22 protein-coding genes and 2 pseudogenes are annotated in these 26426 nt (G+C 59.8%); 6 read left to right on the forward strand and 18 right to left on the reverse strand.

Translation table 11 applies throughout. From position 1 onward, the window contains the following. Nucleotides 1-316: 316 nt before the first annotated feature. From BI344_RS02155 to BI344_RS02200, 10 genes and pseudogenes are all read right to left on the reverse strand, one after another. The gene (locus BI344_RS02155; RefSeq protein ID WP_071111315.1) at nt 317-1429 is read right to left on the reverse strand and encodes a hypothetical protein; all 1113 of its coding nucleotides are present in this window, start codon (nt 1427-1429) and stop codon (nt 317-319) included. A gap of 731 nt (nt 1430-2160) precedes the next feature. Beyond that, nucleotides 2161-2637, reverse strand: coding sequence for an FKBP-type peptidyl-prolyl cis-trans isomerase (locus BI344_RS02160; protein ID WP_071111316.1), 477 nt, complete (start codon nt 2635-2637; stop codon nt 2161-2163). A 56-nt stretch (nt 2638-2693) separates the two neighbouring features. Then, entirely contained in the window at nt 2694-3869 is a 1176-nt protein-coding gene (locus BI344_RS02165) for an acetate/propionate family kinase (RefSeq protein ID WP_071111317.1), read from the reverse strand. Beyond that, on the reverse strand, nt 3848-4108 hold the full coding sequence (locus tag BI344_RS02170) for a phosphate acyltransferase (protein ID WP_071111318.1): 261 nt from the start codon (nt 4106-4108) through the stop codon (nt 3848-3850). The genes BI344_RS02165 and BI344_RS02170 overlap by 22 nt, the downstream gene beginning before the upstream one ends. 95 nt (nt 4109-4203) lie before the next feature. Then, nucleotides 4204-6537 (reverse strand): DUF3141 domain-containing protein, encoded by a 2334-nt coding sequence (locus BI344_RS02175; protein ID WP_206600315.1) that lies wholly within the window; start codon nt 6535-6537, stop codon nt 4204-4206. A gap of 2 nt (nt 6538-6539) precedes the next feature. Next, on the reverse strand, nt 6540-7772 hold the full coding sequence (locus tag BI344_RS25085; RefSeq protein WP_241499233.1) for an HAD-IC family P-type ATPase: 1233 nt from the start codon (nt 7770-7772) through the stop codon (nt 6540-6542). A 61-nt stretch (nt 7773-7833) separates the two neighbouring features. Next, a pseudogene (locus BI344_RS26045) lies at nt 7834-9255 on the reverse strand (HAD-IC family P-type ATPase); the annotation flags it as partial. Between the two features lie 10 nt (nt 9256-9265). Next, nucleotides 9266-9769 carry a DUF1269 domain-containing protein gene (locus tag BI344_RS02185; RefSeq protein WP_071111319.1) on the reverse strand — a complete coding sequence of 168 codons (504 nt, stop codon included), beginning with the start codon at nt 9767-9769 and terminating at the stop codon, nt 9266-9268. Between the two features lie 515 nt (nt 9770-10284). After that, nucleotides 10285-11061 carry an alpha/beta hydrolase gene (locus BI344_RS02195; protein ID WP_071111321.1) on the reverse strand — a complete coding sequence of 259 codons (777 nt, stop codon included), beginning with the start codon at nt 11059-11061 and terminating at the stop codon, nt 10285-10287. A 351-nt stretch (nt 11062-11412) separates the two neighbouring features. Beyond that, nucleotides 11413-11652 carry a hypothetical protein gene (locus BI344_RS02200; protein WP_071111322.1) on the reverse strand — a complete coding sequence of 80 codons (240 nt, stop codon included), beginning with the start codon at nt 11650-11652 and terminating at the stop codon, nt 11413-11415. Nucleotides 11653-12199: 547 nt separating this feature from the next. Here BI344_RS02200 and BI344_RS02210 point away from each other — a divergent pair. Both BI344_RS02210 and BI344_RS23385 read left to right on the forward strand, forming a co-directional pair. Beyond that, nucleotides 12200-12517 (forward strand): BON domain-containing protein, encoded by a 318-nt coding sequence (locus BI344_RS02210; protein WP_071111324.1) that lies wholly within the window; start codon nt 12200-12202, stop codon nt 12515-12517. A gap of 94 nt (nt 12518-12611) precedes the next feature. Further along, on the forward strand, nt 12612-12779 hold the full coding sequence (locus tag BI344_RS23385; RefSeq protein WP_095210770.1) for a DUF3309 domain-containing protein: 168 nt from the start codon (nt 12612-12614) through the stop codon (nt 12777-12779). Nucleotides 12780-12965: 186 nt separating this feature from the next. Here BI344_RS23385 and BI344_RS25095 read toward each other — a convergent pair. Both BI344_RS25095 and BI344_RS24705 read right to left on the reverse strand, forming a co-directional pair. Beyond that, nucleotides 12966-13127, reverse strand: a pseudogene (locus BI344_RS25095) (IS481 family transposase); the annotation flags it as partial. Then, nucleotides 13090-13494 (reverse strand): FAD-dependent oxidoreductase, encoded by a 405-nt coding sequence (locus BI344_RS24705; RefSeq protein ID WP_420912597.1) that lies wholly within the window; start codon nt 13492-13494, stop codon nt 13090-13092. The pseudogene BI344_RS25095 and the gene BI344_RS24705, both read right to left, overlap by 38 nt. Before the next feature lie 291 nt (nt 13495-13785). Between BI344_RS24705 and BI344_RS02215 the strand changes: the two genes are divergently transcribed. From BI344_RS02215 to BI344_RS02230, 4 genes are all read left to right on the forward strand, one after another. Continuing rightward, entirely contained in the window at nt 13786-14484 is a 699-nt protein-coding gene (locus BI344_RS02215; protein ID WP_071112031.1) for a VIT1/CCC1 transporter family protein, read from the forward strand. 194 nt (nt 14485-14678) lie between these two features. Continuing rightward, a complete protein-coding gene (locus tag BI344_RS02220; protein WP_071111325.1) occupies nt 14679-15305 on the forward strand; it encodes a LolA-like protein in 627 nt (208 codons plus the stop codon). 29 nt (nt 15306-15334) lie between these two features. Next, nucleotides 15335-15868, forward strand: coding sequence for an SRPBCC family protein (locus tag BI344_RS02225; RefSeq protein WP_241499235.1), 534 nt, complete (start codon nt 15335-15337; stop codon nt 15866-15868). A gap of 543 nt (nt 15869-16411) precedes the next feature. Further along, the gene (locus BI344_RS02230; protein ID WP_071111326.1) at nt 16412-19111 is read left to right on the forward strand and encodes an ATP-dependent DNA helicase; all 2700 of its coding nucleotides are present in this window, start codon (nt 16412-16414) and stop codon (nt 19109-19111) included. 314 nt (nt 19112-19425) lie between these two features. Here the strand turns inward: BI344_RS02230 and glmS are convergent, their stop codons facing one another. The 6 genes from glmS to atpG all read right to left on the reverse strand — a co-directional run bounded on the left by glmS (nt 19426) and on the right by atpG (nt 26404). Beyond that, the gene (gene glmS / locus BI344_RS02235; protein ID WP_071111327.1) at nt 19426-21255 is read right to left on the reverse strand and encodes a glutamine--fructose-6-phosphate transaminase (isomerizing); all 1830 of its coding nucleotides are present in this window, start codon (nt 21253-21255) and stop codon (nt 19426-19428) included. After that, complete coding sequence (locus BI344_RS02240) at nt 21255-22046, reverse strand: DeoR/GlpR family DNA-binding transcription regulator (protein ID WP_071112033.1); 792 nt, start codon at nt 22044-22046, stop codon at nt 21255-21257. Before BI344_RS02240 ends, glmS begins: the two co-directional genes overlap by 1 nt. A 168-nt stretch (nt 22047-22214) precedes the next feature. Continuing rightward, the gene (gene glmU / locus BI344_RS02245; protein ID WP_071112034.1) at nt 22215-23579 is read right to left on the reverse strand and encodes a bifunctional UDP-N-acetylglucosamine diphosphorylase/glucosamine-1-phosphate N-acetyltransferase GlmU; all 1365 of its coding nucleotides are present in this window, start codon (nt 23577-23579) and stop codon (nt 22215-22217) included. Between the two features lie 84 nt (nt 23580-23663). Continuing rightward, nucleotides 23664-24086 carry a F0F1 ATP synthase subunit epsilon gene (locus BI344_RS02250; protein ID WP_071111328.1) on the reverse strand — a complete coding sequence of 141 codons (423 nt, stop codon included), beginning with the start codon at nt 24084-24086 and terminating at the stop codon, nt 23664-23666. An 11-nt stretch (nt 24087-24097) separates the two neighbouring features. Continuing rightward, nucleotides 24098-25495: a F0F1 ATP synthase subunit beta gene (gene atpD / locus BI344_RS02255; protein ID WP_071111329.1), complete on the reverse strand. Its 1398-nt coding sequence runs from the start codon at nt 25493-25495 to the stop codon at nt 24098-24100. A gap of 42 nt (nt 25496-25537) precedes the next feature. After that, entirely contained in the window at nt 25538-26404 is an 867-nt protein-coding gene (atpG, locus tag BI344_RS02260; RefSeq protein ID WP_071111330.1) for a F0F1 ATP synthase subunit gamma, read from the reverse strand. Nucleotides 26405-26426: the final 22 nt, after the last annotated feature.

Raw genomic sequence — 26426 nt, forward strand, 5'->3', positions numbered from 1 at the left:
TTCGGCGCCGACCGTCACTTTACGACGGCCTCACCTGCGTTTTCGCTCTTCTGACTCGCCATCTCAATACTGGCAACCCGCGCGGAAAGGCACCCTTGCGCGCTCAGGCAAAGAGGCCCTTCCGGGCCTCTTTTCTCGAGCAAATTGAAGATAAATCAACACCGCCAAAACATTAAGCCCGCCACAGAACGACGATTCAAGCGACTACCTGCGTTCTTGTTGCCATCGCTTGGCAACACCAACAATAGCAAGGGTTTCAACAGAGCGGTCGCGGCCCGCCCTGGAGCAACCAAGAGCGGGCCGTGGCGCTGCTAACCTATGCCAAATTAAGCGGCGTTGACGTGATGTTGAACTGAACGGACGACCCTACCTCGCCGTTGATGGTGACGGTGATCGGCATGGTCAGTAGATAGGTTCCGTCACTCTGCTTGATGGAGCCCGGCAGGTTCTGCTTGTAGTAGAAGGAGCCGGTCTGAGTTACGGTCGTCGGCGGCACTTGGCCGATTGCAATGGTGGCAATGCCGGAATAACTCGAATGCGGCGGCACGTTGAAGGTAATCTGCTGCTGCAGATCGACGCTGTTGGTAGTGGATGTCGTCTGGGACGACGATGTGGTTTGCGTCACCGAAAACGATGCGGTCAAACTCGTCTGGATGGAATCGACATCCGGCACCCCCTCGGTTGCCGTGACGGTTGCAGAAATCGACGCAGTCGTCTCATATTGCTGAGTCGTTGTATTCGAGATCTGCACCGACTTGCCGACTGCGACCGTATCGGTGAGCGTGAGCACCTCTGACGACGCATTTGTCCCCGAGATGGTTTCGGTAAACGTCTGGCCCGATACAATCTGCGCTGCCACATTGACCGAAACCGATGAGATCACCGTTTTGACCGGAGAAACCAGGCTGTATGTGAATGAGCTGACCTTGTCGTTCATGCCACTATCGGTCAAGTTCACCGCAGCTTGGGTGTTCCACGAGCCGAAGGGATTGCTGGCGCCAACCGTCATTGACTGGCCGCTGCCATCAGCATTGTCAGAGAGCGTCAGCTGCTGCGGCGGCGTCAGGCAGGGAAAGTTGAGCGATGAGGCCTGATCCTGAAGCCACCATTTGGCAATCGAGATCGGTTTGGCCGTCGACCATTCCGAGAGGAAAATCGTAGCGAATGTCCCGCTTTCATTGATGTCATAGAACAGTTGAAACCAGCCTTGATCCGAGTCCACTTCGCGCCAAATACCGCCGCTGAGACAGTCATTGGCGCCGTACGCCTTCAAATCGATGGTCTGGGTTTGACCGTTGCCGATCAAGTCTACGCACACACCGGCATTGGAGAAGTCAGCAGGATTGGCGTTCTGGACCACATTGTTGCACAGCGTGCAGACAACGTTCTCGGGCAGGTTGAACACAAGCCATGTTGCCTGATCCTGCATCGAAGTGCCGGAGAATGAGAAAAATCTCTCTGAAGGATATTGCGGACTATTGGTGTCGATTGTGAGTGAATTGCTGCCCCAGTTATTATCCCTGAAGAGAATGATCTGCCCAGACGGACACTCGCGGGGTAGGGCTGCGACGTCCTGGGTGGAACGTAAAATGGCTGTTGGTACACATTGGTACTCATCTCAATCCTTTCTACCATCAATCAGCACGCAAACTTTTCCAGTTGTCACCAGAGTCCGTAAACGATTTGAACCAAGTCGTTAAGAGAAAGGCAAACCGATGCCGCCCAACGTCCATGCCATGGCAATACGGGTCTGCCGCGCCTCGGTTACTGCTCAATGATGAGCTTTGCTCGAGGCTAAGGTTGATTCTGGTACAGCGCAAACACTATGCCAAGCACGAATAGGCTAGGTGGAAATACTGCATTTGTCGTATTGCGGACGCTAGGCCAGCATCTCTGAAGAGTTGATCAGGCATAACGAAGAAGGGGCCAACGGCCCCTTCTCTGTTGTCAAACTCCGACGGACTTTATTCGCGCGAATTGATTGGAAATGACCTCCATCCGACTAAGCGATACTCCAAGTGACGGCATAAGTCTGCCCAGCGGTCAGTTGGCAGCAGTTGCGAAATGATGGCTTTACACAGAATGTCGGACACGGCAGGGTCCGGGCGAAACAAAGCCCTCCCGAATCGGGAGGGCTTTGTTTATGTCGGGCGGGCGGCGTCAGTGCTGATGCCCGTGCTCGCCATGTACATGCTGGTGGGCAATTTCCTCGGCGGTTGCCGCGCGCACGTCCACAACTTTGAGGGCGAAGCGCAGGGTTTTGCCGCAAAGCGGATGGTTGCCGTCCAGCAATACGGTTGGACCTTTGATCTTGGTGACGAAATAGTAGCGCGGTTCGCCATCCGGGCCGGTGCGTTGGAGCTGTCCGCCTACCTTGACGCCGGGCGGGAAGTCGGATTTGGGCATGGTGGTGACCAGGGCTTCGTCGCGTTCACCGAAGGCATCTTCGGCAGCGAGTTCCAGCGTGGTTTGAAAACCTGATTCCTGACCTTCAAGTGCGGCTTCCAGTTTGGGGAACAGGCTGTCGTAATCGCCATGCAGGTAGGAGACGGGTTTCTTGCCATCGTCGTAAACCAGGCCCTGGCTGTCGGTGACTTTCATTCGCAGAGTGACGGCGGTGTTTGAGGTGATTTTCATGGCGGGCAATGGCAAATAAATTGAAGCGGGAAGGTTCGCAGTTCAGCGGTGGAGTGTCAACAGACAAGCGTCTGCACATGCTGCGCGATCATCCATTCCTCGTCGGTTGGTATCACCCAGACCGATACGCCGCTGTCCGGGGCGGAGATGCGCGGGCCGTTGGCCTCATTGGCCTGCGGATCCAGCTTCACGCGCAGCCAGGCCAGCTTGCGGCACAGCGCCGCGCGCACCGGAGCCGAGTGCTCGCCGATTCCCGCGGTGAACACCAAGGCATCCAGCCCGCCCAGCACCGCCACATAGGCGCCTACGTACTTCAGCGTCGCGTATACGAAATACTCCACTGCCGACGCCGCCGCCGGATCCGCGCTTTCCTGCAAGATCTGCATACTGTCGCTGATACCGGACAACCCCAGCAGCCCGGCTTTCTCGTAAAGCATCTCCTCCAGCGACGCGTCGTCGAACAGCTTGCTGCGCAGCAGGTAGAACAAGGCGTCCGGCGGCACATCGCCCGAGCGGGTCGACATCGGCAGGCCGGACAATCCCGAAAAGCCCATGGTGGTCTCGACACTGCGGCCGTCCAGCATGGCGCACAGACTGGCCCCGCCGCCCAGATGCGCGACGATCACCCGCCGCGCTTCGGGCGCGAACTTGGGCAGTTGCCGGCTGATGTAGTCATAGGAGATGCCGTGGTAGCCCCAGTGGCGCACGCCGGCATCGCGGACATCCTTGGGCAGCGCGTAGGTTTGCGCCGCCTCCGGCATGGTGCGGTGGAAAGAGGTGTCGAAGCATGCGAGCTGCGGCAGGCCGGGAAAGGCCTCTGCCAGCGCCCTGATGCCGGCCACGTTAAAGATCTGGTGCGATGGCTCCATCTTGGCCAGAGAGTCCAGATAGTCCAGCACGTCGTCGTCGATGCGGACCGGAGCGGCGAAACGGCTGCCGCCAAGCACCACGCGGTGGCCGGCGGCGATCACCTTGATGCCGGCGATGCCGGTTTCCAGCCAGGCGACGACAAAACGCAGCGCGGTCTTATGGTCAAGCGGATGGCCGCGGTCCCAGTCGTGTTGGCCCAAGGGCTGGCCGGCCGGGTCATCGGCGGCGAAATGCGGGGCATCGCGCATGCTCGCTATCCGGCCTCGGCAAATCAGCGGCAGCGACCTGGCGGCATTCAGCGCATAGGCGGCGAACTTCAGGCTGGTGGAGCCGGCATTGATCACGATGATGGCGTTGGCCATGGCGGCTCAATCCCTCGGGTCGGGCAGGATGCCGCCAGCGCATCGGCGCACAAGGCGGCGGTGGGTGCCGAGAATAAAAGGGGGGCGGCGATATCCGCGCGGCTGGTCAGCATCACCGGCGCTCGCGCGCCGACGACCAGGCCCGCGCTTTGGGAATTGGCCATGAAGACGAGGTCCTTGTAGATCATGTTGCCCGCTTCGATATTGGGCGCGAGCAGTGCGTCGGCGATGCCCGCCACCGGGAGGCGATCCGCTTGGCCTGCGCCGCCGCGTCCACCGCCGCATCCAGGACCTGCGGGCCGTCATGGCTAGAGGCGTCCCATCGGCTTGAACGTCAGGAGGCCTGCTTGTGAGCCTGACGGGCAACCGCGGGTTCGACAGGCGACTCCAGCATTTGCGAGAGCCGGGCCAGAAAGGCGCTCGCTTCGCTGCTCATGGGCCGGCCGGCGCTGACGATCGCCTCCGCCTGTTTGACAAGCTCTTTGCGCAGGCCTGCCGCCGGCACCATCAAGGCAATGGCCTGCACCGCGCGTTCGCGGTCGAGCTGCAGCACGAAGAACTGGTCGCGCACCAGGTTTTTGAACTGGTCCAGCGAGAGTTTCATCAGTGTCTGGCGCGCGGTGTTCAACGCGAACGCGCTGCGCTGGCCGAAAGACCGGTCCGCCCCGACGATGTACAGCACGGCCCGGGTCAACGCCGCGTTGAAGCCGCCGCTCTGCAGCTTCGCCGCGTGCGTCGCCGCCAAGGCACGCCGGGCCGCAGACTGCTCTGGCGAAGCGTCCGGGCTTGGCCGGACTTCGCTGTCAGCGTCGAGCCCGAGCAAGGCCTGCACCAGCGGCGAGCCATAGAAAGCGAAGAAAGCCTGTTCGACCCAGTCGTCGCGCGCCACGCGGTAGGCTTCAAGAGCGGCCGTTATCTGGTCCGAGACTTTGGCCTGCAAGGCCAGGAAGGGGTTGTCGGCGGCGGCGGGCTGGCGCGCGGCTTCAGCCTCGGCGGCTAGCGCGGGCACGCCGCTCATCCACGGATTGCCGTCGGCAAAAATCGCGTAGCTGAGCCTGAGAGGGTTCAAGATGCCGGCCAGGTCCGCCGCCGGCTGGCTGACCAGCGCCCGCACCCAGGGCTGCGCCAGGATGCGGTACACCGCGAGATTCCATTCCGACAGCCGCGCCACGGCGGCGAAGGCGCGGTCATCCTCCGGGCTGTTGCGGCCAAGCGCGCGGATGTCGTCAAGGGTGCGGGCCTCGAAGCGGGCAAAGCAGTTGCCGGTATCGAATCCCCCCGGCACCAGGTCGGCGTTCCGCGCGGAGATGGCCATTTCATAGAGGCCGGGCGGCAGGCAGTCGATGACATCCATCAGTTGCACGAATTCCTGATCTTGCTCCGCGCCAACCTTGGAGGAGACGAAGATCGCCAGATGGCCGACCTTGTGGCTGAGGCAGTATACGATCGTCCGGTCCGCGGCGCGGATATCGTCGACGTCGCGGTACAAATCGGGTATCCAGCCGAGCGTTTGGGGCGGCGGGCTGATATCGTCGGCCGAGGAGGTGAACACGATGATGGGCGAGACCACATTGCGTATGTCGAAGGTCGTGCCGTCGCTGGCTTGAAGCTGGTTGCGGGCAAGCTTGTCGCCGATGAAGAGCTGGTCCACCAGGAACTGCAACTCGTCGCCGTTCAGCTGGGTGAAGTCTCCCCACCACCGCTCGAACTGGAGGTAGCGCTGCGCCCCGGCGTCGATATCGGCGTAGATCTGGTATTGCTTGCCCCACAGCCAGTAGGCGGGATTCAGGTTGTCGAAATTCAGGATCAGATTGGTTCCGTCCATCTTTCCCTTGCCCAGATCGCTGATCATGGCGGCGAGCCAGCTGCCGCCGAGCAGGCCGCCCGAGTAACGCATCGGAGCCTTGCCGCGCACCCCCTGCCAGTACGACATCGGCGAGCCGGGGAGCAGGCAGGGGCCGAACAGATCGGGGCGCAGCATCGCCACCATCAGCGTCTGGTAGCCCGCCTGGCAATTGCCGATGGCGAACGGACGCGGCGCGTCCGGGTGCAGCTCGGCCACGCGTTCGAAGAACTTCACCTGACCTTCGACGACATCAAGAAACTGCTGGCCGGGCTCGGGCATCGCGCCAAAGCCGATGAAGTAGACCGGGTGGCCCGCGTTCAGGGCATCGCCGATCTCGCTCTGCGCCTTGAAGCCGCCTATGCCCGGCCCCTGTCCCGCCCGCGGATCCACCACCACCACGGGCCGCATGCAAGGGTCGGTCGCCACGCCGGGCGGCGGCAGGATGCGCGACAGCGCATAATTGATCGGCCGCGGCAGAGACCGGCCGTGCATCAAAATTTCCTGCTCGAACAGCAGGACGGTCGCCATCGGCCGCGACGTGATCTCTTTCTGTTCGTTGCCGCGTTGCCGCAGCAGATCCAGGAAGAGCGCGCCGCGCTGGAATGCGTCCAGCGCATACTCCCGCCACGCCGCGGCCAGTCTGCCGGAGAATATCGCGGCGGGGCTCGGCCATGCCGGCGGCTCAACGCCCGACGGGAGCGTGGCGGATGGCGCCTGGCTGGCGGCCATCGCCATGCTACCTGCCGCAATGGCGTCGGCGGCATCGTCTTCGCATGGCCGGCCAGCGCTCAGAATGGTTGCCGCGGCCTCGTGCCGGTTCATGTTCATCTCCCGTCTCGCGAGCGATTCCGCTTGCTTTGCTCCCACTCCTGAACGGCGCGGACATCTTCGCGCCCCAGTTCCTCATAAAGCCGGTGGACCCGTTCTATGGTCTGCGGCGCCGGTTCTGCCACGGCCTTGAGCTCGGCATCGGCTTGAGAGCCGTTGCCGGCGCCCAATATCGGCTTGATCTCGCCGTCGGGTTTCGCCTCGGGCGGCTTGGCCGCGCTTGCCATCCCGGCCGCGGTTTTGACGGGGTCCAGAATCCGGTAGGCGAGCCGTTTCACTAGGTCGTTCACCAGGAACCAAGCCAGCGCATAGGCCCAGACAAATCCGGCCCAAGCCCAGCCCAGCGGCGTCATGAACAGCCCGTAGACCGCTATCAGCGTCGCTATGGCCTGCGTGCCGAGCACCGCCGCCCATAGCGCTGCGGCAGGCCGTATCGACCAGAACGGTCCGCGCGCGCGGGTCAGGAAAATGGTCAGATGCCCGGCCACGGACAGCTTCAAATACATCAGCGTCTGGATGTGCGCGCGGTCAAGATGGAACACGCGCTCGCCCAGATAAAACAGGCCGAATGCCGATACGACGCCGATCAGCCCCAGTACGGTCGCTATTCCGAGCACCATGCGCATGTTCCAGGCTTCGGGCTGGTTCTTGTAGCGGACGTTGTCGTAAGCGATGGACAGAATGGCGCCGTCGTTGAGCAGCGCGAGCATCACGATCATCACCGCGGTCAAGGGGTAGAAATTGAAGATCAGGATGGACAGCGTCATGAAGAACAGCACCCGCAGCGTCTCGGCGATGCGATAGATCGCATAGCTGTTCATTCGCTGGAAAATCTTCCGGCTCTCCTTGATCGCGTCGATGATCACCGACAGGCCCGGGGCCAGCAGCACGATGGCCGCCGCCGCGCGCGCCGCGTCGGTCGCGCCGGCGACGGCGATGCCGCAATCGGCTTGCTTCAGCGCCGGTGCGTCGTTCACTCCGTCGCCGGTCATGCCGACGATGTGGCCGCGCTTTTGCAGGACATCGATGATGTGGAACTTGTGCTCGGGGAACACCTGGGCGAATCCGTCGGCTTGTTCGATGAGGTCGGATATCGCGGCCGTCTCCCGGCGCTTGGCGTCGTCCAGGTTGCCGGCATCGAGGATGGCGACGCCCATATCCAGTTTCTTGGCGGTTTCCTTGGCGATGGCCAAAGCATCGCCGGTCAGCATCTCGATCTTCACGCCCATCGCGCGCGCTGGCAATGGTCGCCTTGGCGTCTTCGCGCGGCGGGTCGAACATCGGCAGCACGCCCAGCAGCTTCCATGGGCCATCCCCCTCGGCTCGGGCCACCGCCAGCGAGCGAAAGCCGCGCGCCGCGAATTCGTTAACCGCCTTGTCCAGCGCGGCCTGGGTTCTGCGGATGTTGGCGGACAAGGCCGCAATCACTTGCGGCGCGCCCTTCGTCACCTTGAAAATCTTGCCGTCCGGTCCTTGGACGGTGGCCTCGGTGCGCTTGTGCACGGGGTCGAACGGCTGGAAGTGCGTCAATTGATAGCCGTTCAAGGCCTGATTGTCTTTGAGCGCGCCAAAGATGGCGAGATCGATGGCGTCGTTGTTTTCCAGGCTCGACGCCAGCGCGGCGTTGAATATCACTTGCTCAGCCGAGATCTTGCCCACGACGAAGGGCTCGCCCAGCGTCAGCTTGTTCTGGGTCAGGGTTCCCGTCTTGTCCGCGCACAGCACATCCACGCCGGCCAGCTCCTCGATGGCGACCAGGCGGCTTACGATCGCCTGTTTTTTGGCGAGCAGGCGCGCGCCGACGGCCATCGTCACGGACAATACCGTGGGCATCGCCACCGGAATCGCGGCCACGGTGAGCACCAGGGCGAACTGCAGGGTGGTGAGCACTGCATCGCCGCGATAAATGGCGACGCCGATGATCACCGTCACCAGCAATACCGCAAGCATGATCAGGTAATTGCCTATCTTCAACACCGCGCGCTGGAAATGGCTGACGGTGTGCGCCTCCTGCACCAGCTGCGCCGTCTTGCCGAAATAGGTGTGGACGCCGGTGGCATAGACCAGGGCGTTGATTTCGCCCTGGCGGATGATGGATCCGGAAAAGACCGCATCGCCGGACTTGCGTGCCGCGGGCAAGGACTCGCCGGTCAGCGCCGATTGATCCACCTCGACCGGATCGCCTGCGAGCAGGTGGGCGTCCGCTGGCACGATGTCGCCCAGGTGCAGGCGGATGATGTCGCCCGGAACAAGCTCGCGCGCGGCCGGGGCAATCCATTTCCCCCCCCGTTTCACCCGGGCCTTGATCGCCAGCTTGGCTTTCAGGGCGGCGATGGCGTTGCCGGCTTCGCGTTCCTCCCAGAAGCCGATCGCAGCGTTGGCCAGCAGCAGCGCCAGGATGATGCCGAAGTCCGGCCAATGCCTGGCGAGAGCCGACAGGATCACCGCCGCTTCAATCATCCACGGGATGGGTCCCCAGAAATAACTGAGGAATTTCAGGAAAGGATTGACCTGCTTTTCCCGGATCTCGTTCGGCCCGTATTGGGCCAGCCGTTTCTGCGCCTCGGCCTGGCTGAGCCCATCCGCCGACGATCCCAATGCCTGCTCCACCTCCGCCAGGGGGAGGGTTTCCCAGGCATCTTGCGGACTAAGCGGCGATGGCTGCCCGGGCCTGGATGCAAGCGTCTTGGACTGCCCGGCATTGGATTTCATGATGTTGTCTTTAAACGGACTTCACCTTTTTGGCGCCTTCCAACACCGCACGAGCTTTCATTTCGTCATCGATGCTGCCATGCACGACGAGAAGGTATCGATCTGATTTCAGCAGGGTTTCATACTTGATGACCCGATCTTGCGGGATGCCTATCCGGGTCAACGACGCGGCGAGGGCGGAAAGGCCGCCCACGACCACTGCGCCCTCAAGCACACTGATCAACGTAGACACCAGAGGCCCGGCCAGCGCGATAAGGCCTACGCCGGGCAAAAAGAAAACGGCGGGCGTGAACAATAAGCCCCAAATCCCACCCCAGAAGGCGCCAACCCCTCCCCAGGACTTTACCTTGTCGCCATCGGTATAGAAACCGACCGGATGCTCGTCGCTGTGATAGCCCTTGCCGACCAAGGACAATTTCTGCAGATCGAAACCAGACCGACTCAGCAACCGAATCGCCTCTTCAGCCTCAATATGGGTGTTGAAAACGTAGATGGATGAATCTGGGTTTTCCATGATTGCGCTCCTGATAAAGGCTTCATGAACCGGAGGGGATTTGTATTGAGCGGAGCTTAATCTGCAGAAAAAGACTCATTAGCGTCTGTGCGGTGACTCACATGGCGACCATCCACTGAGCCGCCCCCTGTTTACTAGATATTCCATGGCCGCTTCTGCTCGAAAAGCAGTCATATCCCTTTTCGAGAACAAAATTCCGCTTTGACCGATCAACAGACATGGTTCCAGCCCTCCCCCACGCGGCGACCGCAGCCGAGGCTTGAGCGGTTTTTTTCATCACCCTGCGCATAAATCCGTTTTTTTGCACCAACAACCTCAGGTGATAAAAAATGAAAAAAGCCTCGCCAGGCAAGGCGGGCTTTTTGCTCTCACTACCTGTCCTGCAGGCTTTGCGCCTGCCGATGATTGGCAAGCCAGTTCACGAAGGACTTAAGCAACGGTCTGCTCATGGCAGGGCCTTCAAATTCGTCAGCTCCGACGTTCCATGCGCAATGCAAGGCAGCCCCGCCTTGCCTCTACTCGCCGCTCGCTTGCAGGATCAGACCCGCCACTTCGGCCGAATGCGATAGCAGCGACACGTGGCTGGACTTAAGCACGATCGTGCGCGCGTGCATCCGATTCGCCATGAAGCGCTGCAAATCGGGATTGATCGTCCGGTCTTCGCTCGACACCGCATACCAGCTTGGCTTGTCGCGCCAGGCGGCGACGGTCGTCTTCGCCATCGTGATCGCCTTGCCTACCGGCTGCTGAACCGCATAGTAGGTTTCGGCCTCGACAACCGGTAGATCGCCGGCGAAGTCTTGGACGAATGCCTGCTCGGATAGCTTGCCGTAGCCATCGGCCGACCACTGCAGCCCCGCCGACGCAGGCGCGGCAGGGAATTTCCTGGTCAGCGCCGGATAGTCCTCGCCGGCGTCCGGCGCGCGCGCGGCAATATACACAAGGCCGGCTACCGTAGGATCATCGCCGGCCTGGCTGATCACCATCCCGCCGTAAGAATGCGCGACCAGCAGCGTCGGGCCATCCTGTTGTGCAAGCGTGCGCCTGACCGCGTCCACATCCGCGTCGAGCGACGTCGTCGGATTCTGCACCGCCGTGACATGCAGGCCCTTCGCCTGCAGCAGCGGAATCACTTTCTGCCAGCTAGAGCCATCTGCAAACAGCCCGTGAACCAGCACGACATTCTTGATCGGCGCGGACGGGGCAACGGCGCCGTTCTGCGCGGATGCCATCGCGGCGCTCAGCAGCGTGGCACAGGCGAAACCGGCAAGAGCAAACGAATTCAAGGTCATGAGGCTTCTCCGAAATGGGATTCCTACTTTTTCCGCAGGGATCACGGCGGCAGCCCTATCCAATCGCGACACAGGCTGGACGCGCTAGCCTGGCGGAAAACAATGGGGAGCAAATTGGTGGGCAAACTCCTGCTTGCCAAGCATACCGCAACCAGGCCTGCGGCAATCGGAGCCATACCATATTAAGGGATACTGCGGCAAAACCACTGCCAGCCCTGCGCGGATGGTTTAAGCCGCCTCATTTGCAACGCGGCCATTTACGAAATCGCCCCGCTATCCAGAACGCCGACACCCGCAGCGGCCGCGCAAGGCGTGCTGCGCCAAGAAGCCGCCCGCCTTCGTCGCGGCTAATCAATCGGGGGCGCGATATCCCATGTAACACTGCATGCCTTCGACCAGAACGTCGAACACCGCCTTGCCGGCGAGACAGTGGCGCAGCTCTTCGTGCGTGGTGATCCAGGTGTCGATCCGCGGCCCGTAATACCCGGACAGGACACGCCGCAATCCATAGCGCAGCGTCAGCAGTTGCTGACAGAAGCCGGCGCCGGCGCGCAGTCGCTCAAGCCCATAATGAGAAATGACTGCTTTCACATCGGAACGCAGCCATTAATGTGGCTAGCAAAGTGTGGCGTATTCGCGTTACCCGCTAACCAATGCTGAACCGATACGAGGCTTAGTTTCAGCCACATAACACAGGATCATTCTGACGTTCCGGAATAGCGCCTGTCTTAACAGTATCAATCCTGAAAATCCCGAAACTTCCAAATGTGTCTGACAACGAACAGACCTGACGCAACCGATGCACTACGGTGCGAATGTGTGGCTGTCATCATGTGTCGACATCGAGTCTGCTGAATTTTTTCAGGAACGCATGATGGGCATCGACAAAGATCAGGTCAAAAAATGTACGGAAGAGATGAAGGGCAAAGTGAAGGAGGCCGTCGGCAAGGCCGTGGGTAACAAGGAGAACTGGAAGTGAAAGGCAACTTTCAGAAAAACGTTGGCACTGTTCAAGCATCTGTAGGCGACGCGAAAGCATATCTCGCGAAGAAGCAGAACACGCCTTAATCACCACGCGGAACCGTCGTATGAATTCGTTCGACGCCCGTTTGGTTGAAACAAAGCAAATGGAGAAATCATGAACATCAAACTCACCGGTACCCTGCTTTTGTTGGGTGCCATGCTCGGTCCAGTAGGTGCATACGCTGAAGACTCAACGACAGACACACCTGGACAGTACCTAGATGATTCTGTCATCACCACCAAGGTCAAAGCTGCATTCGCCGAAGACAAGTGGGTCAAAGGATTTAGCATCAATGTCCGCACTGACCATGGCGTTGTCGACCTGAATGGCACCGTCAACAGCCAGAATCAATCCGATCATGCCACGGAACTGGCATCGCAGGTCAAATCGGTCATCGCGGTTCACAACAACCTGACCGTTATGCCGCGCTAGCGGCTAATCGTGGCCGTCAGCACTAGTGTAGTGGCAATCGGTGTGCGCCAATGTTGACGGTCAAAGTTTTGCTTCTTAAATTAGGAGAGAAAACATGGACTTGCTCATTATCGCAATTTTGTTCTTGCTGCTGTTTGGCGGCGGCGGCGGCTTATATTGGGGTCTGGGCATGGGCTGGGGAATTGGCCCTATCGGACTGATCGTTGCCGTAGTGATCATCTCTTTCTTGCTGTTTGGCTATCGCGGGAGAAGGGGAAACTAAAATGAAGCGTGGATGGCCTCAGCTCTAGTAGACAAATCTGACCCTTATGCTGCGGTCTATTCAAAGACTTTGGATCGACTGCAACGCAACGACCATTTCTCGGCCAAAACAGACGATCAGGTGTTAGCACCTGCAGGTAGGTAAAGGTTATTTATCTTCATATTGACAGTCTGTTCAGTATCCGGCTTATGTGTCCAGTCCCGTACGATTGCTCACGCGCTTTTTGAATAAATCGGGCCGCTGTTTTTGCCAGTCCTTCATGGCCTGAATCGGCGTCCGATGTTGGAGCGCCAGTTGCAGCAGATGCTGGTTATAGAGCAATACATAGCGCTCCAGCGTGTCGGCCAAAATCCGGTCCGCCATGCAGCTTGCGCTTGAGGTCCAATAGCGCGGTACGCAGCCCCTCTGCAATCACCGGATGATAGAAAGGCATCTGCAGTATTTCATCCACTGTCATCCGTTGTTGTGCCGCCCAGGCCAGCAGATGACCTAGATGTTCGGCCGCCACGCCATCCACGCGGACTCCAAATGCTACAGCCTGCCGCGCATGGTAGGCCGCCTCCGCCGCGGCGATCAGAAATTTGCTTGGCATGCAGCCAAGCCTGGCACAAGTCGTGCAATATGCGCCCCCCTCGATCAGCAGCACGGAATCGGTATGCGCCCGGGCCGCCCGATAGGCCGCCATCCCGGCAGTGCCGGCTCCGATGATGGCCACATCAACATGGATTGGGGCTATGGTTTAGCGCTCCAGATCATGAACGATTGGATCCGGCGGCAAACCCAGGCTGACTGCCGCTCACGCCACATTCGGCTCTGCCATCAGATATCCAGCCGGGAGAATTGCGTCTGTTCGCCAGCACACAAACCTAGCCGAAACGGCGCATTGGAACGCTCGGGCATCAAACACAAGGACGAGTGAGCCAGCACTCGCCTAAAAAATAAGCTGGAGCAGCAGATTTCGCGTAACGCGTTGCAGTCGACAGGCGGGATGTATAGGAGCTTGAGCATGCAGGCAGGCCACCATAGGGAACGGCATCTGTCAGACAGGATAGGCTGGCTGCGCGCCGCGGTGCTTGGCGCAAACGACGGTATTGTCTCCACCGCCAGCCTGATCGTGGGTGTGGCCGCCGCACATGGGAGCCACAACAATATCCTGGTTGCCGGTGCCGCCGGTCTGGTAGCCGGGGCGATGTCGATGGCTACCGGGGAATATGTATCGGTCCACTCGCAGGAAGACACCGAGCAGGCCGCGCTCGAGCTGGAGAAAATGGAGTTGCAGACCAACAATGCGGCAGAGCATAAGGAGCTGGCGGCCATCTATGTACGTCGTGGGCTGGATCCGGCGCTGGCCAGGCAGGTCGCGGAACAATTGATGGCACATGACGCGCTCGGCGCACATGCGCGCGACGAGCTCGGCATTTCGGCTACGCAGCGCCCACGACCGCTACAGGCCGCGCTGGCCTCGGCCGCCAGTTTTACCGTCGGGGCAATTTTTCCCATCGCGGTGGCGATTTTGTCCAGCGGTACCAGCCTGATTCCTATTGTTTCGGCCGCATCCTTGGTGTTTCTGGCGTTGCTGGGCGCACTGGCGGCTTGGACGGGAGGCGCGCCGGTCGCCACCGGCGCCATCCGCGTCACCTTCTGGGGAGCGCTGGCAATGGGCATGACCGCTGGGGTCGGCGCGATGCTTGGCGTCGCCGCATGATCTCACCAGCCACCTCCCCATAACTGACCGCGCAATATGCGGGCACGTAAACAAGACCTGCTTTTTAAGCCCGTCTGCAAAAGGGAAAATGCCATGTCTAGAACCGCCGTTCCGCAGCCGATAGCCGGCAGGTGCTATTGCCTTCATTCCGACAACGCCATCGCCGGGGGGCTGTCCAAGGCGGTGCCATAGCCATGCTTGCTGCCCTGACGACAGCAGTCTTGCTTGCAACCGGCACGATGGACCCCATCGCCTTTGCCGAGCAGCGCTTCAATCAGGCCGCGTCCTACCGGACTACGGTACATTCTTGGTCCGCTCACGGCGCGCGTAGTGAAATCCGTTACAGCTACCGCAAGCCCGGCTACATCAGAATGGACTTTCTCGAACCGCATCGCGGTGCCACCCTGATCTACAACCCGAACACCCACAAAGTACGCGTCTGGCCGTTTGGAGTCGGCTCGCTTCCCGCGCTGACGCTTTCACCCGCCAATCCATTGCTGCGGGATGGAAGCGGCCACCGGGTGGATCAATCAGATGTCGGGAGCTTGCTGCGCAATATCCGGACCCTGCAGCGCGGAGGAGAGATCATGACACTGGGGGAGGAAACCCTGGGTCGCCGGCCAGCCTTACACTTGGCCATAAAGGGCGCTGCCGGAAGCTCCGTGGCTGGGATTCACCGCTATCAGATTTGGCTGGATGCCGGTCTTGGCTTCCCGCTGCGAGTGATCAGCTATGCCGTGGGAGACGAGCCTCTGGAAACCGTGCAAATGGACGATATGGAAGTCAACGCGTCTTTTCCCAATCATTTCTTCGACCCCTGAGCGCCAGGAAGCCAGATGGCAGATGGCAGATGGCAGATGGCAGATGGCAGATGGCAGATGGCAGATGGCAGATGGCAGAGTATCGATTTTCCACCACATGGCGGATCCACGCGCCGCTACCTGCGGTCTGGGATGCGATATTTCATGCCGATGTTTGGCCGACCTGGTGGAAAAGCGCAATACGGGTTGTCGAAATCGAAAGGGGCGGTGTGCGCGGAGTAGGAGCTCTGCACCGCTATACCTGGAAAGGAGCCTTGCCATACCAGCTGACTTTCGATATGCGGGTGATTCGCATCGAACCCTTGCGTATCTTGGAGGGGCAGGCCAGCGGCGCGGTGGAGGGAAAGGGAGTATGGAGTTTTTCCAACCACGAAGGCTGTACCATCGTAAGGTACAACTGGCATATCCATACCACTACTTGGTGGATGAATTGGCTAGCACCACTGGCTTGCCGGCTGTTTCGCTGGAACCACGACGTGGTCATGCGGGAAGGCGCCAGGGGGCTGGCGCGGCGGCTGGGCGCAAACGTTAAAATGGATGGCCGGACGTTCTCTCCGAATTAGCGCTCCAGCCCTGGCGGCGATGCCGCTCGCGGCGCGAAAGCGATCTGCTCTTCGCTGAACTTCGATTTCTTCATGACAGACCTCCTGCCCGGATGGGCTTAAATTTGCCAGAAATCTCTACTTTTCGCCGCTACGTTTTTGCGGGAGGAGGTCATCCGTACCATGCTGCGGTTCACACGCAAGAAGCAGGACACAACTGCAGCCGATCGTTTTATGGGAAATTATGGGAAACCAATAATTATGGGTTCCCCATAATTTTCTATAAAGCAGCACCAAGCATGAGCGGCCTCTGCTAGCGATTGATCAACGACACAACTCCCCGCGTCTCCCAAACACAAATCTCCCCGCACAAGGAGGATGCCCAAGGAGGGCTGGCGACTGGTTCTCGGCCTTTGCGGCCATTGATGCCAACGGGCTAGAATGGCTGTTGCCGGCTAGGAGCGGAAGATCAGGCAGATGTACAGAAATCGGATGTCCTAGGTAGTGTTGACCAGAGGCATGCCCTTTTTGTATGTTTTTTGAGCCAAAGGAACAGAGAAATAAATGGCGACTGTCAGCAAGCAGATCCAGAGCGCTGAAGAGGCGATCTGTCGGAATATCGAGTCGCTCGCTGACCAGCGGGCATTGCTCTCGCAGAACATACTCGCTCAGCTCCGAAACCTAGTTGAAGGCGTAGTAGTTCGTCTCCATACGGGCGCGCCCGATACCGAATTCAATTACGCCGGAGTAGAGCCAGGACTTGCCTTCGTCAAGAGCAAGGGAAAGCTCAACTTCCTCGGTAGGTTCCACAAACTGATTCAGATTAGTGCTTCCCACTACACCTTGGACGGGGACGCTTCCGAGCGCCTGATGCTCAAGTACTACGAGTACCTCTGTCGCCTCCGCAGCTTGCTTCAAACCAGCTGTGGAATGACTGTGTTGGCAAACCTTAATGACTTCCCGGTCGACCTCGATCCATCTCTGCGTGAGTATCACGAGAAGATTGCCGTAAGAATTGATGTGGCCCGCTCTTCCGCGCCTGACAACAGTCCTCGAGATCGGTACTACATCCATAAAATTCGCCCGTTTTTCGTCTCCGGTCGGATTTACTACGAGGCCACCCTATATCGCGCCGTAAACAAGGTGAGCAAATTTGACCGCATCATCGCCTTCACTGACATCGACATGACTGATAAGTACGCGGCCATGCTGACGTTCCGGAGAGACTCGATCGAAGTGCTCGGCCAGATGATGCCAATCACGATCATCAGCGAGTGGGAGGTTTCGATCCGTCCATGCGAGTTCGATAATTTTGCACGTATTTTGGGTTTTGCCACTAAAGTGCGGACTGCCTCCACAGAGTATCGCTATCTGATGTACTGGCTGACGACTAGCTCGGGCAGCCTGCTTGATCTTCTTGATATCCCCGATGACAAATACGCGGCGGCAAGAGCAGAGGCTACTGCTGGCAGCGCGCAGCCGCTGATTTTCCCGGCACTGGATGAAGCGCGTCGCATAGTAAGGTCAGGCGCTCCGGGGAACAACGTCATTCGATATCTTATGCTGCGGATGCAGAACCAGATACTCAAGTCCCAGTACCACCGAGACGGCTGTGAGCGTCTTTCTGGAATGAAGCTTCCATATGGCTGCATCCCTTTTGACACGATGCCGTTCTGTACCTCTCTGACCGGCCACAATCCTCGGTACTGGGACCTTGTCGAAAACCTTGATACGACCGGCAGGACTCACGAACTTCTTGTTCGGCGAGTGAAGAACAACGTGGAACGTCACGGCAACCTCTACACCCCCATAGCTGACCTCGAAGAGTTCGGAGACATCAATGATTTGGTCTCCGCGTACAACAAAAAGCTCTACTACAAGCATACGGAGCGTCAGCTCCTCCTCGACAAAGGGCACGTCTTTGTCCGTGGGTATGAGAATGAAACGGTCTCTATCGTCGAGAGGCTTCAGGGGTTCGCATCGACCAAGATCGATGGCTACACTCAAGCCGTCGAGCGCTGGCTCAATGAAACTCCCCGTAGCATTGACGATCCGGCAAAGAAGAATGCACTCAAGCAGTTATTCAGCCAGTCGCGCGTCGCCTTAGTCTACGGGGCGGCTGGCACAGGCAAATCAACGATGGTCGACCACATCGCGCACTACTTCAATGACAAGGATAAACTCTTCCTTGCGCATACAAATCCAGCGATCGACAACCTCAAACGTAAGGTAACCGCGCAGAACGCTGAATTCCGGACAATCAGCAGCCAGATTGGCAAAAGAGCCTCCGCTAAGGAGTACGACCTTCTAGTTATCGACGAATGCAGCACCGTCAGCAACGCAGACCTTATCGCAGTGTTGGAGAAAACATCCTTTAAGCTGCTGGTGCTTGTTGGCGACGTTTACCAGATCGAGTCAATCCAGTTTGGCAACTGGTTTGAGATCATCCGCTCATTTATCCCGAGCACATCCGTGTTCGAGCTGACAACACCCTACAGAACAAAGAACGACTCGCTCTTAAGCTTCTGGCACAAAGTGCGAGCTATCGAAGACGACCTCACCGAGGTCATGGCGCGCAACGGGTACTCGACCGTGCTCGACAAAACACTGTTTGAGCCCCAAGGGCGAGACGAGATCATCCTGTGCCTGAACTATGATGGTCTCTATGGCATCAACAATATCAACCGATTTTTGCAGACTAGCAATCCCGGCGCGGCGACCACGTGGCGCGTATCCACCTACAAGATCGGTGACCCCGTGCTCTTCCATGAGACCGAGAGGTTCCGACCGGTCATCTACAACAACCTCAAGGGCCGGATCGTCGGCATCGACCAAGTTCGTGGCAGGATCCAGTTCGATGTAGAGCTTGATCGACCGCTCAGCGAGTTCGACATAGATAGTGATGAACTCGAATGGGTAGAGGGTTCGACAGTACGCTTTTCCGTCTACGAGTCCGAGACTAGCGACGACGACGACGACTCGCTGAATACCGCTGTACCATTCCAAGTTGCTTACGCCGTGTCGATCCACAAGGCGCAGGGACTCGAATACGACTCCGTCAAGATCGTCATTACCGATGCGAACGAAGACGACATTACCCACAGTATCTTCTATACAGCCGTAACTCGAGCACGTGAACGTCTGCGGATCTTCTGGACCCCCGAGACACAACAGAGTGTTCTAAAGCGGCTCAGCCGTAGCGCCAACTCAAAAGACGTTGCCATTCTTGCTAGCCGTCGTGGTCTTACGCCGGTTTGCAGATAAGTTACAGTAGCATTTACTTACGAGGGGACAAGGCCGTTAATCCGATGCATCATAAAAACGACAGCCTGCTACTAGTTTCTTTAGATCAAAATGGAGACTTCTCAATTGCGCGAGCATCCGCTGAGGTTCGGAAGCAGTCGCACACAAGCCTCGCACTGACGGGCCGCTTTGGCCGAAAAGCGGACATCTGAAGAATTGATACGACATCACTAAAGAAGAAGGGGCCAGCGGCCCCTTCTCTGTTGTCAGACTCCGACGAACTTTATTCGGATCCGACGGACTTTATTCGCTCTAGTCAGCTCTGCCGTATCCCCTTATTCTACGGTTACCGACTTAGCCAGATTGCGCGGCTTGTCGACGTCGGTGCCGCGCGACAAGGCCACGTGGTAGGCCAGCATCTGCACCGGGATAGTGTGGACGATGGGGCTGAGCACACCGACATGGCGCGGGGTGCGGATCACATGCACACCGTCGGACTCGTGGAAGTGGCTGTCGGCGTCGGCGAACACGAACAGCTCGCCGCCACGAGCGCGCACTTCCTGCATGTTCGACTTCACTTTCTCCAGCAGCGCGTCGTTGGGGGCGATCACCACCACCGGCATGTCCTCGTCCACCAATGCCAGCGGGCCATGCTTCAGCTCGCCCGCCGGGTAGGCCTCGGCATGGATATAGGAGATCTCCTTCAGCTTCAGCGCGCCTTCCAGCGCGATCGGGTAATGCAGGCCCCGGCCGAGGAAAAGCGCGTTGTCCTTAACGGCGAAGCGTTCCGACCAGGCCTTGATCTGTGGCTCCAGATTGAGCGCGTGTTGCACGCTGCCCGGCAGGTGGCGCAAGTCGTCCAGGTATTGCGCCTCATCGGCGGCGGATACCTTGCCGCGCACCTTGCCCAGCGTCACCGCCAGCGCGAACAGGCCTACCAATTGGGTGGTGAAAGCCTTGGTGGAGGCCACGCCGATCTCGGCGCCGGCTCGGGTGTAGAACACCAGGTCGCTGGCGCGTGGGATCGCGGATTCGCGCACGTTGCAGATGGACAAGGCGTAGGCGTGGCCCAGCTCGCGCGCGTATTTCAGCGCCTCCATGGTGTCCAGCGTCTCGCCCGATTGCGAGATGGTCACCACCAGGTGCTTGGGATTGGCGAAGGCGGCGCGGTAGCGGTATTCGCTGGCGATCTCCACGTCGCAGGCGATGCCGGCGATGCTCTCTATCCAGTACTTGGCAGTCAGACCGGCGTAGTAGCTGGTGCCACAGGCGAGGATTTTCACGCCCTCCAGTTGCGGCAGAATTTCGGCCGCGGCCTCGCCGAACAGCGCGGCGTTGAAACCCGCATCCTGCACCGCCTCGATGGTGTCGGACAAGGCCTTCGGCTGCTCGTGGATTTCCTTCTGCATGAAGTGGCTGTACGGGCCCAGTTCCAGGGATGCCAGCGACACGTCGGACAAATGCACCGGGCGCGCCGCCGGTTGATCATCCTTGTCTATCAGTTTGACGCCGTCCCGGGTCAGCAGGCCGATATCGCCCTCTTCCAGGAAAATCACCCGGCGGGTGGCGGACAGGATGGCGGAGACGTCGGAGGCGATGAAGTTTTCGCCATCGCCCAGACCCACCAGCAGCGGGCAACCCATGCGGGCGCATACCAGTTCGTCGGGGCGGTCCAACGCGATCACGCCGATGGCGTAAGCGCCGGTCAGCTCGCGGGTGGCTTGTTTCACCGCGTCGAACAAGCTGCCACCGGCCTGGTAGTAGTGATGCACCAGGTGGGCGATCACTTCGGTGTCGGTCTGGGATTCGAAGGCGTAGCCCAGGCCCTTCAGGCGCTGGCGCTGTTCTTCATGGTTTTCGATGATGCCGTTGTGCACCACCGCGATCTTGTCGAAAGACACATGCGGGTGGGCGTTGGGTTCGGTTACGCCGCCGTGGGTGGCCCAGCGGGTATGGCCGATGCCCAGCAGGCCGTGCAGGTTTTCCTCCGCCGCCGCGCCCTCCATCTCCGCCACGCGGCCGACGCGGCGCACCCGGCGAATCTCGTCGCCGGCCAATACGGCCACGCCGGCCGAATCGTAACCCCGGTATTCCAGCCGCTTCAGGCCTTCCACCAGCACCGGAACCACATCACGCGCCGCGATGGCGCCAACTATGCCGCACATTACTTTCTCCTTGAACTATCGACTGGCGAGGACGCGCAGATCAGCGTGACGCCCTTCGCTTGAATGCTTTCCCTGGCCGCCACCGCCAAGCCGTCGTCGGTGACCAGGGTATGGATCTTGTCCCAAGGCAACTCCAGATTGGGAATGCGGCGGCCTATCTTGTCCGACTCCACCATCACGATCACCTCGCGCGCCACTTCCGCCATCACCCGCGACAGGCCCACCAGTTCGTTGAAGGTGGTGGTGCCGCGCGCCAAGTCTATGCCGTCGGCGCCGATGAACAGTTGGTCGAAATCGTAGGAACGCAGCACCTGCTCCGCCACCTGGCCCTGGAACGATTCAGAGTGCGGGTCCCAGGTTCCCCCGGTCATCAGCAGCGTCGGTTCGTTTTCCAGTTCACGCAATTGGCCAGCCACGTTCAGCGAATTGGTCATCACCACCAGGCCACGCTTGTTGCCCAGCAAGGGGATCATCGCGCTGGTGGTGGTGCCGCTGTCTATGATCACGCGATTGTGGTCGCGGATGCGCTCGGCCGCGGCGCGGGCGATCGTCATCTTTCGTTTTGAAACCTGTTCCGCATCCGCCTCCGCCATCATCTCGCTGGGCAGCGACACCGCGCCGCCGTAGCGCCGCAGCAGCAGGCCACCGGTCTCCAGCAGCGCCAGGTCCTTGCGTATGGTCACTTCCGAGGTGGAGAAACGCCTGGTCAGCTCGTCCACGCTGACTTCGCCGTACTCCTGCACCAGAGTGGCGATGGCATGGCGGCGTTGCTGGGTGTTTCGCTTTGTCATGAAAAGTTTCGTTTCGAAAGTTTCGTAATGATAGCAGCGCAAGTTTCAGCATGGCAAGCCCCTTACCCCTCAATGCGAAAACGGCGTCCGGCTCTCCCCATTTTCCGGGGAGAACCGGACGCCGTTCGCGGTCCTGCCAGCCCCGCCTGCGCGGCGGGTCAAACTGAATCAGCTTTTCTTTTGCGGACGCTGCCAGCCCGGCACAGTCATCTGCCGCGCGCGCGCCACCGTCAGTTGTCCCGCCGGCGCGGTCTTGTTGATCACCGAACCAGCGGCGATGGTTGCGCCATCCTCCAGCGTCACCGGCGCCACCATCAACGTACCGGAGCCGACGAAAACATTGTCGCCTATCACGGTCTTGAACTTGTTGACGCCATCGTAGTTGCAAGTGACCGAACCAGCTCCGACATTGACCTTACTGCCGATCTCGGCGTCGCCGATATAGCTCAGGTGATTGACCTTGGAGCCCTCGCCCACTGTGCTCTTCTTCACTTCGACGAAGTTGCCGATGTGGACATGGTCGGCCAGCTCCGCGCCCGGGCGCAGGCGGGCGTACGGACCGATTCGGCAATCCGCGCCGACCACGGCGTCTTCCAGATGCGAGAACGGCGCGATTTTGCTGCCGGCGGCGATGCTCACGTTCTTGAGCACGCAATTGGCGCCGATTTCGACATTGTCGCCCAGCTCCACCAGGCCTTCGAACACGCAGTTGACGTCGATGGCCACGTCCATGCCGTGCCTGAGCGTGCCGCGGATGTCGATACGCGCCGGGTCGGCCAGCGTCACCCCGGCTTCCAACAGCGCGTGCGCCTGGTTCTGCTGCAGAATGCGCTCCAGCTCGGCCAGTTGCAGCTTGTTGTTGACGCCGGCGGCCTCCCACGAGGCCGCGACGCTGGCGCTTTCCACCGCCACGCCATCTTTCACCGCCAGCTCCAGCACGTCGGTGAGGTAATACTCGCCCTGGGCATTGCCGTTTTTCAGGGCGTTCAGCCAGCCGGCCAACTGCGCATTGGGCAGTGCCATCATGCCGGTGTTGATTTCGCGGATCGCCAGCTGTTCGGCCGTGCAATCCTTGTGTTCGACGATGGCCTTCAACTTGCCGTCGACGCCGCGCACCATGCGGCCGTAACCGCTGGCGTCGGCGAGCACGTCGGTCAGCACCGCCATGCCGTCGCCGGCCGCCTCCACCAGCTGCCGCAAGGTGGCGGACAGCGTCAGCGGCACGTCGCCATACAGCACAAGGGTCTTGCCGCTGGCCGGCAGATGCGGCAGCGCCATTTTCAGCGCATGGCCGGTGCCCAGTTGTTCGGCCTGCTCGGCCCAGACGATGTCGGCGTCCTGAATCCGGCCGCGCACCTGTTCACCACCGTGGCCGTACACCACCACCAGACGGGAGGGATTGAGACTGCGCGCGGTGCGGATCACCCGCGCCAGCATCGGCTCTCCGGCTATCGGGTGCAACACTTTCGGCATAGAGGAATACATGCGCTTGCCTTTGCCGGCGGCAAGAATAACGATACTCAGACTATCCATGATGATTTTTTGCTTGGGCCAAAAACGGAAAAAGGCTGCCACTTGCGTGGCAGCCTGCACTATACACGATTACGTCTCGCGCATTCAGTGAGCGCGCTTCTTGAGGTAGTCCAGCGTCTTGAGCTCGGCAATGGCCAGCGCCAATGCAACGTGGGCCTTGGCCGTGCTCATGTCGTCGGTCGCGTGCTTGAGGGCATCCTCGGCAGCGCGTTTCGCCTCATTGGCGCGGGCCTCATCGAGATCCTCGCCGCGAATCGCCGTATCGGCGAGTACGGTGATCAGCGTCGGTTGCACTTCCATCATGCCACCGGACACCGCCACCAGTACTTCTTCCTTGCTGTCCGGCACCCGAAGGCGCAGCACACCAGGCTTGATACGGGTCAGGAGCGGCACGTGTTGCGGATAGATGCCGATCTCACCTTCGGTAGCCGGCGCCACTACAAACTCGGCCTCACCGGAATAGATGAGTTGTTCGGTGCTAACCACTTCCACATGCATCTTGGACATTAGCCCTCTCCTTAGTTAAGCGTCTTGGCTTTCTCGACGGCTTCTTCGATGCCACCAACCATGTAGAACGCTTGTTCCGGCAGGTGGTCGTATTCGCCAGCAATGATCGCCTTGAAGCCCTTGATGGTTTCGCGCAGCGAAACGTATTTGCCCGGAGAACCGGTAAATACTTCAGCCACGTGGAACGGCTGGGACAAGAAGCGCTGGATCTTACGGGCGCGAGCCACGACCAGCTTGTCTTCCTCGGACAGTTCGTCCATGCCCAGAATCGCGATGATGTCGCGCAGTTCCTTGTAGCGCTGCAGCGTGGACTGCACGCCGCGGGCTACCGAGTAGTGCTCGTCGCCTACCACCAGCGGGTCCAGCTGGCGCGAGGTGGAGTCGAGCGGATCGACCGCCGGGTAGATACCCAGCGAGGCGATGTCGCGCGACAGTACCACGGTTGCGTCCAAGTGGGCGAAGGTGGTGGCCGGGGACGGGTCGGTCAAGTCATCCGCAGGCACGTATACGGCCTGGATGGAGGTGATGGAACCATCCTTGGTCGAAGTGATACGCTCTTGCAGACGGCCCATTTCCTCGGCCAGGGTCGGCTGGTAACCCACCGCGGACGGCATACGGCCCAGCAGGGCGGACACTTCGGTACCGGCCAGGGTGTAACGGTAGATGTTGTCGACGAACAGCAGCACGTCGCGACCCTTGCCGTTTTCATCCTTCTCGTCGCGGAAGTGCTCGGCCATGGTCAGGCCGGTCAACGCCACGCGCAGACGGTTGCCCGGCGGCTCGTTCATCTGGCCGTAAACCATCGCCACCTTGTCCAGCACGTTGGAGTCCTTCATCTCGTGGTAGAAGTCGTTGCCTTCACGAGTGCGCTCACCAACGCCGGCGAACACGGACAGACCCGAGTGCGCCTTGGCGATGTTGTTGATCAGTTCCATCATGTTCACGGTCTTGCCCACGCCGGCGCCGCCGAACAGACCAACCTTGCCGCCCTTGGCGAACGGGCACAGCAGGTCGATCACCTTGATGCCGGTTTCCAGCAGGTCGGTGGCGGGGGACAGCTCGTCGAACTTCGGAGCAGTCTGGTGAATGGCGCGACGCTTGTCGGTAGCCACCGGACCAGCTTCGTCCACCGGGTTACCCAATACGTCCATGATGCGGCCGAGAGTGGCGGTGCCAACCGGCACCGAAATCGGTGCACCGGAATTGGCAACCTGCATGCCACGCTTCAGACCGTCGGAGCTACCCATAGCAATGGTGCGGACCACGCCGTCGCCCAGCTGTTGCTGAACTTCAAGCGTCAGATCGACGTCAACCAGCTTCAGGGCATCATAAATCTTCGGCATGGCATCGCGCGGAAACTCCACGTCGATTACCGCGCCAATGATTTGTACGATTTTGCCTTGGCTCATTATCGCTTCCTAAACAATAAACTTTTACAGTCCGTGAACGGCTTACACCGCTGCGGCACCTGCCACGATTTCCGACAACTCGGTGGTAATCGCGGCCTGACGCGCCTTGTTGTAAACCAGGCGCAGCTGCTTGATGGTGTTGCCCGCGTTGTCGGTGGCGGATTTCATCGCCACCATACGGGCGGCTTGCTCAGAGGCCATGTTTTCGGCCAGAGCCTGATACACCACCGACTCCAGATAACGCCGCACCAGGAATTCCATCAGCGTCGGCGCATCCGGCTCGTACAGGTAATCCCACGAGTGCGAATGCTCCACCACCATATGATGCGGGGTCAGCGGAAGCAGTTGTTCGAGTGCCGGCTCCTGCTTCATGGTGTTCACGAAGCCGGAGTAGACGATGTAGACCGCATCCAGTTCGCCTTCAGCGTACTGCTTGAACAGAACTGTAAGCGGGCCAATCAGTTTTTCCATCTTCGGCACGTCGCCGAGATGGACCGCGCTAGCCACCACGTTGAGACGGGCGCGCTGAGCAGCCGCCAGGCCTTTCTGGCCCAGGCAGCAAACGTCGATTTCGACGTTCTGATCCTTAAGTTCCTTGACCTTGGCAAAGAAGCGCTTGAACGTGTTCACGTTCAAACCGCCGCAAAGACCCTTGTCGGAAGAAACCAGGATGATGCCGGCGCGCTTGACCACGTCACGACGGGCAAGCAGCGGGTGACCAAGTTCCGCGTTCGCCTGAGCGAGGTGCGCCATAACCGTGCGCACCTTCTCGGCGTAAGGACGGGCAGCGCGCATACGCTCTTGCGTTTTGCGCATCTTCGAGGTCGACACCATCTGCATAGCGCGGGTGATCTTCTGCGTGTTTTGCACGCTGCGGATCTTGGTGAGAATCTCTTTACCGACTGCCATATCCTGAACCTTTCTCTAGCTA

This window comes from Chromobacterium sphagni (assembly GCF_001855555.1).
In the GTDB taxonomy this organism is placed as follows: domain Bacteria; phylum Pseudomonadota; class Gammaproteobacteria; order Burkholderiales; family Chromobacteriaceae; genus Chromobacterium; species Chromobacterium sphagni.

What these genes read in the sequence shown, in the direction of transcription:
- BI344_RS02155 (WP_071111315.1), bottom strand. Translation starts at nt 1,429, where the DNA reads ATGCAGGATCAGGCAACATGGCTTGTGTTCAACCTGCCCGAGAACGTT.
- BI344_RS02160 (WP_071111316.1), bottom strand. Translation starts at nt 2,637, where the DNA reads ATGAAAATCACCTCAAACACCGCCGTCACTCTGCGAATGAAAGTCACC.
- BI344_RS02165 (WP_071111317.1), bottom strand. Translation starts at nt 3,869, where the DNA reads ATGGCCAACGCCATCATCGTGATCAATGCCGGCTCCACCAGCCTGAAG.
- BI344_RS02175 (WP_206600315.1), bottom strand. Translation starts at nt 6,537, where the DNA reads ATGAACCGGCACGAGGCCGCGGCAACCATTCTGAGCGCTGGCCGGCCA.
- BI344_RS25085 (WP_241499233.1), bottom strand. Translation starts at nt 7,772, where the DNA reads ATGGGCGTGAAGATCGAGATGCTGACCGGCGATGCTTTGGCCATCGCC.
- BI344_RS02185 (WP_071111319.1), bottom strand. Translation starts at nt 9,769, where the DNA reads ATGGAAAACCCAGATTCATCCATCTACGTTTTCAACACCCATATTGAG.
- BI344_RS02195 (WP_071111321.1), bottom strand. Translation starts at nt 11,061, where the DNA reads ATGACCTTGAATTCGTTTGCTCTTGCCGGTTTCGCCTGTGCCACGCTG.
- BI344_RS02210 (WP_071111324.1), top strand. Translation starts at nt 12,200, where the DNA reads ATGAACATCAAACTCACCGGTACCCTGCTTTTGTTGGGTGCCATGCTC.
- BI344_RS23385 (WP_095210770.1), top strand. Translation starts at nt 12,612, where the DNA reads ATGGACTTGCTCATTATCGCAATTTTGTTCTTGCTGCTGTTTGGCGGC.
- BI344_RS02215 (WP_071112031.1), top strand. Translation starts at nt 13,786, where the DNA reads ATGCAGGCAGGCCACCATAGGGAACGGCATCTGTCAGACAGGATAGGC.
- BI344_RS02220 (WP_071111325.1), top strand. Translation starts at nt 14,679, where the DNA reads ATGCTTGCTGCCCTGACGACAGCAGTCTTGCTTGCAACCGGCACGATG.
- BI344_RS02225 (WP_241499235.1), top strand. Translation starts at nt 15,335, where the DNA reads ATGGCAGATGGCAGATGGCAGATGGCAGATGGCAGATGGCAGATGGCA.
- BI344_RS02230 (WP_071111326.1), top strand. Translation starts at nt 16,412, where the DNA reads ATGGCGACTGTCAGCAAGCAGATCCAGAGCGCTGAAGAGGCGATCTGT.
- glmS (WP_071111327.1), bottom strand. Translation starts at nt 21,255, where the DNA reads ATGTGCGGCATAGTTGGCGCCATCGCGGCGCGTGATGTGGTTCCGGTG.
- BI344_RS02240 (WP_071112033.1), bottom strand. Translation starts at nt 22,046, where the DNA reads ATGACAAAGCGAAACACCCAGCAACGCCGCCATGCCATCGCCACTCTG.
- glmU (WP_071112034.1), bottom strand. Translation starts at nt 23,579, where the DNA reads ATGGATAGTCTGAGTATCGTTATTCTTGCCGCCGGCAAAGGCAAGCGC.
- BI344_RS02250 (WP_071111328.1), bottom strand. Translation starts at nt 24,086, where the DNA reads ATGTCCAAGATGCATGTGGAAGTGGTTAGCACCGAACAACTCATCTAT.
- atpD (WP_071111329.1), bottom strand. Translation starts at nt 25,495, where the DNA reads ATGAGCCAAGGCAAAATCGTACAAATCATTGGCGCGGTAATCGACGTG.
- atpG (WP_071111330.1), bottom strand. Translation starts at nt 26,404, where the DNA reads ATGGCAGTCGGTAAAGAGATTCTCACCAAGATCCGCAGCGTGCAAAAC.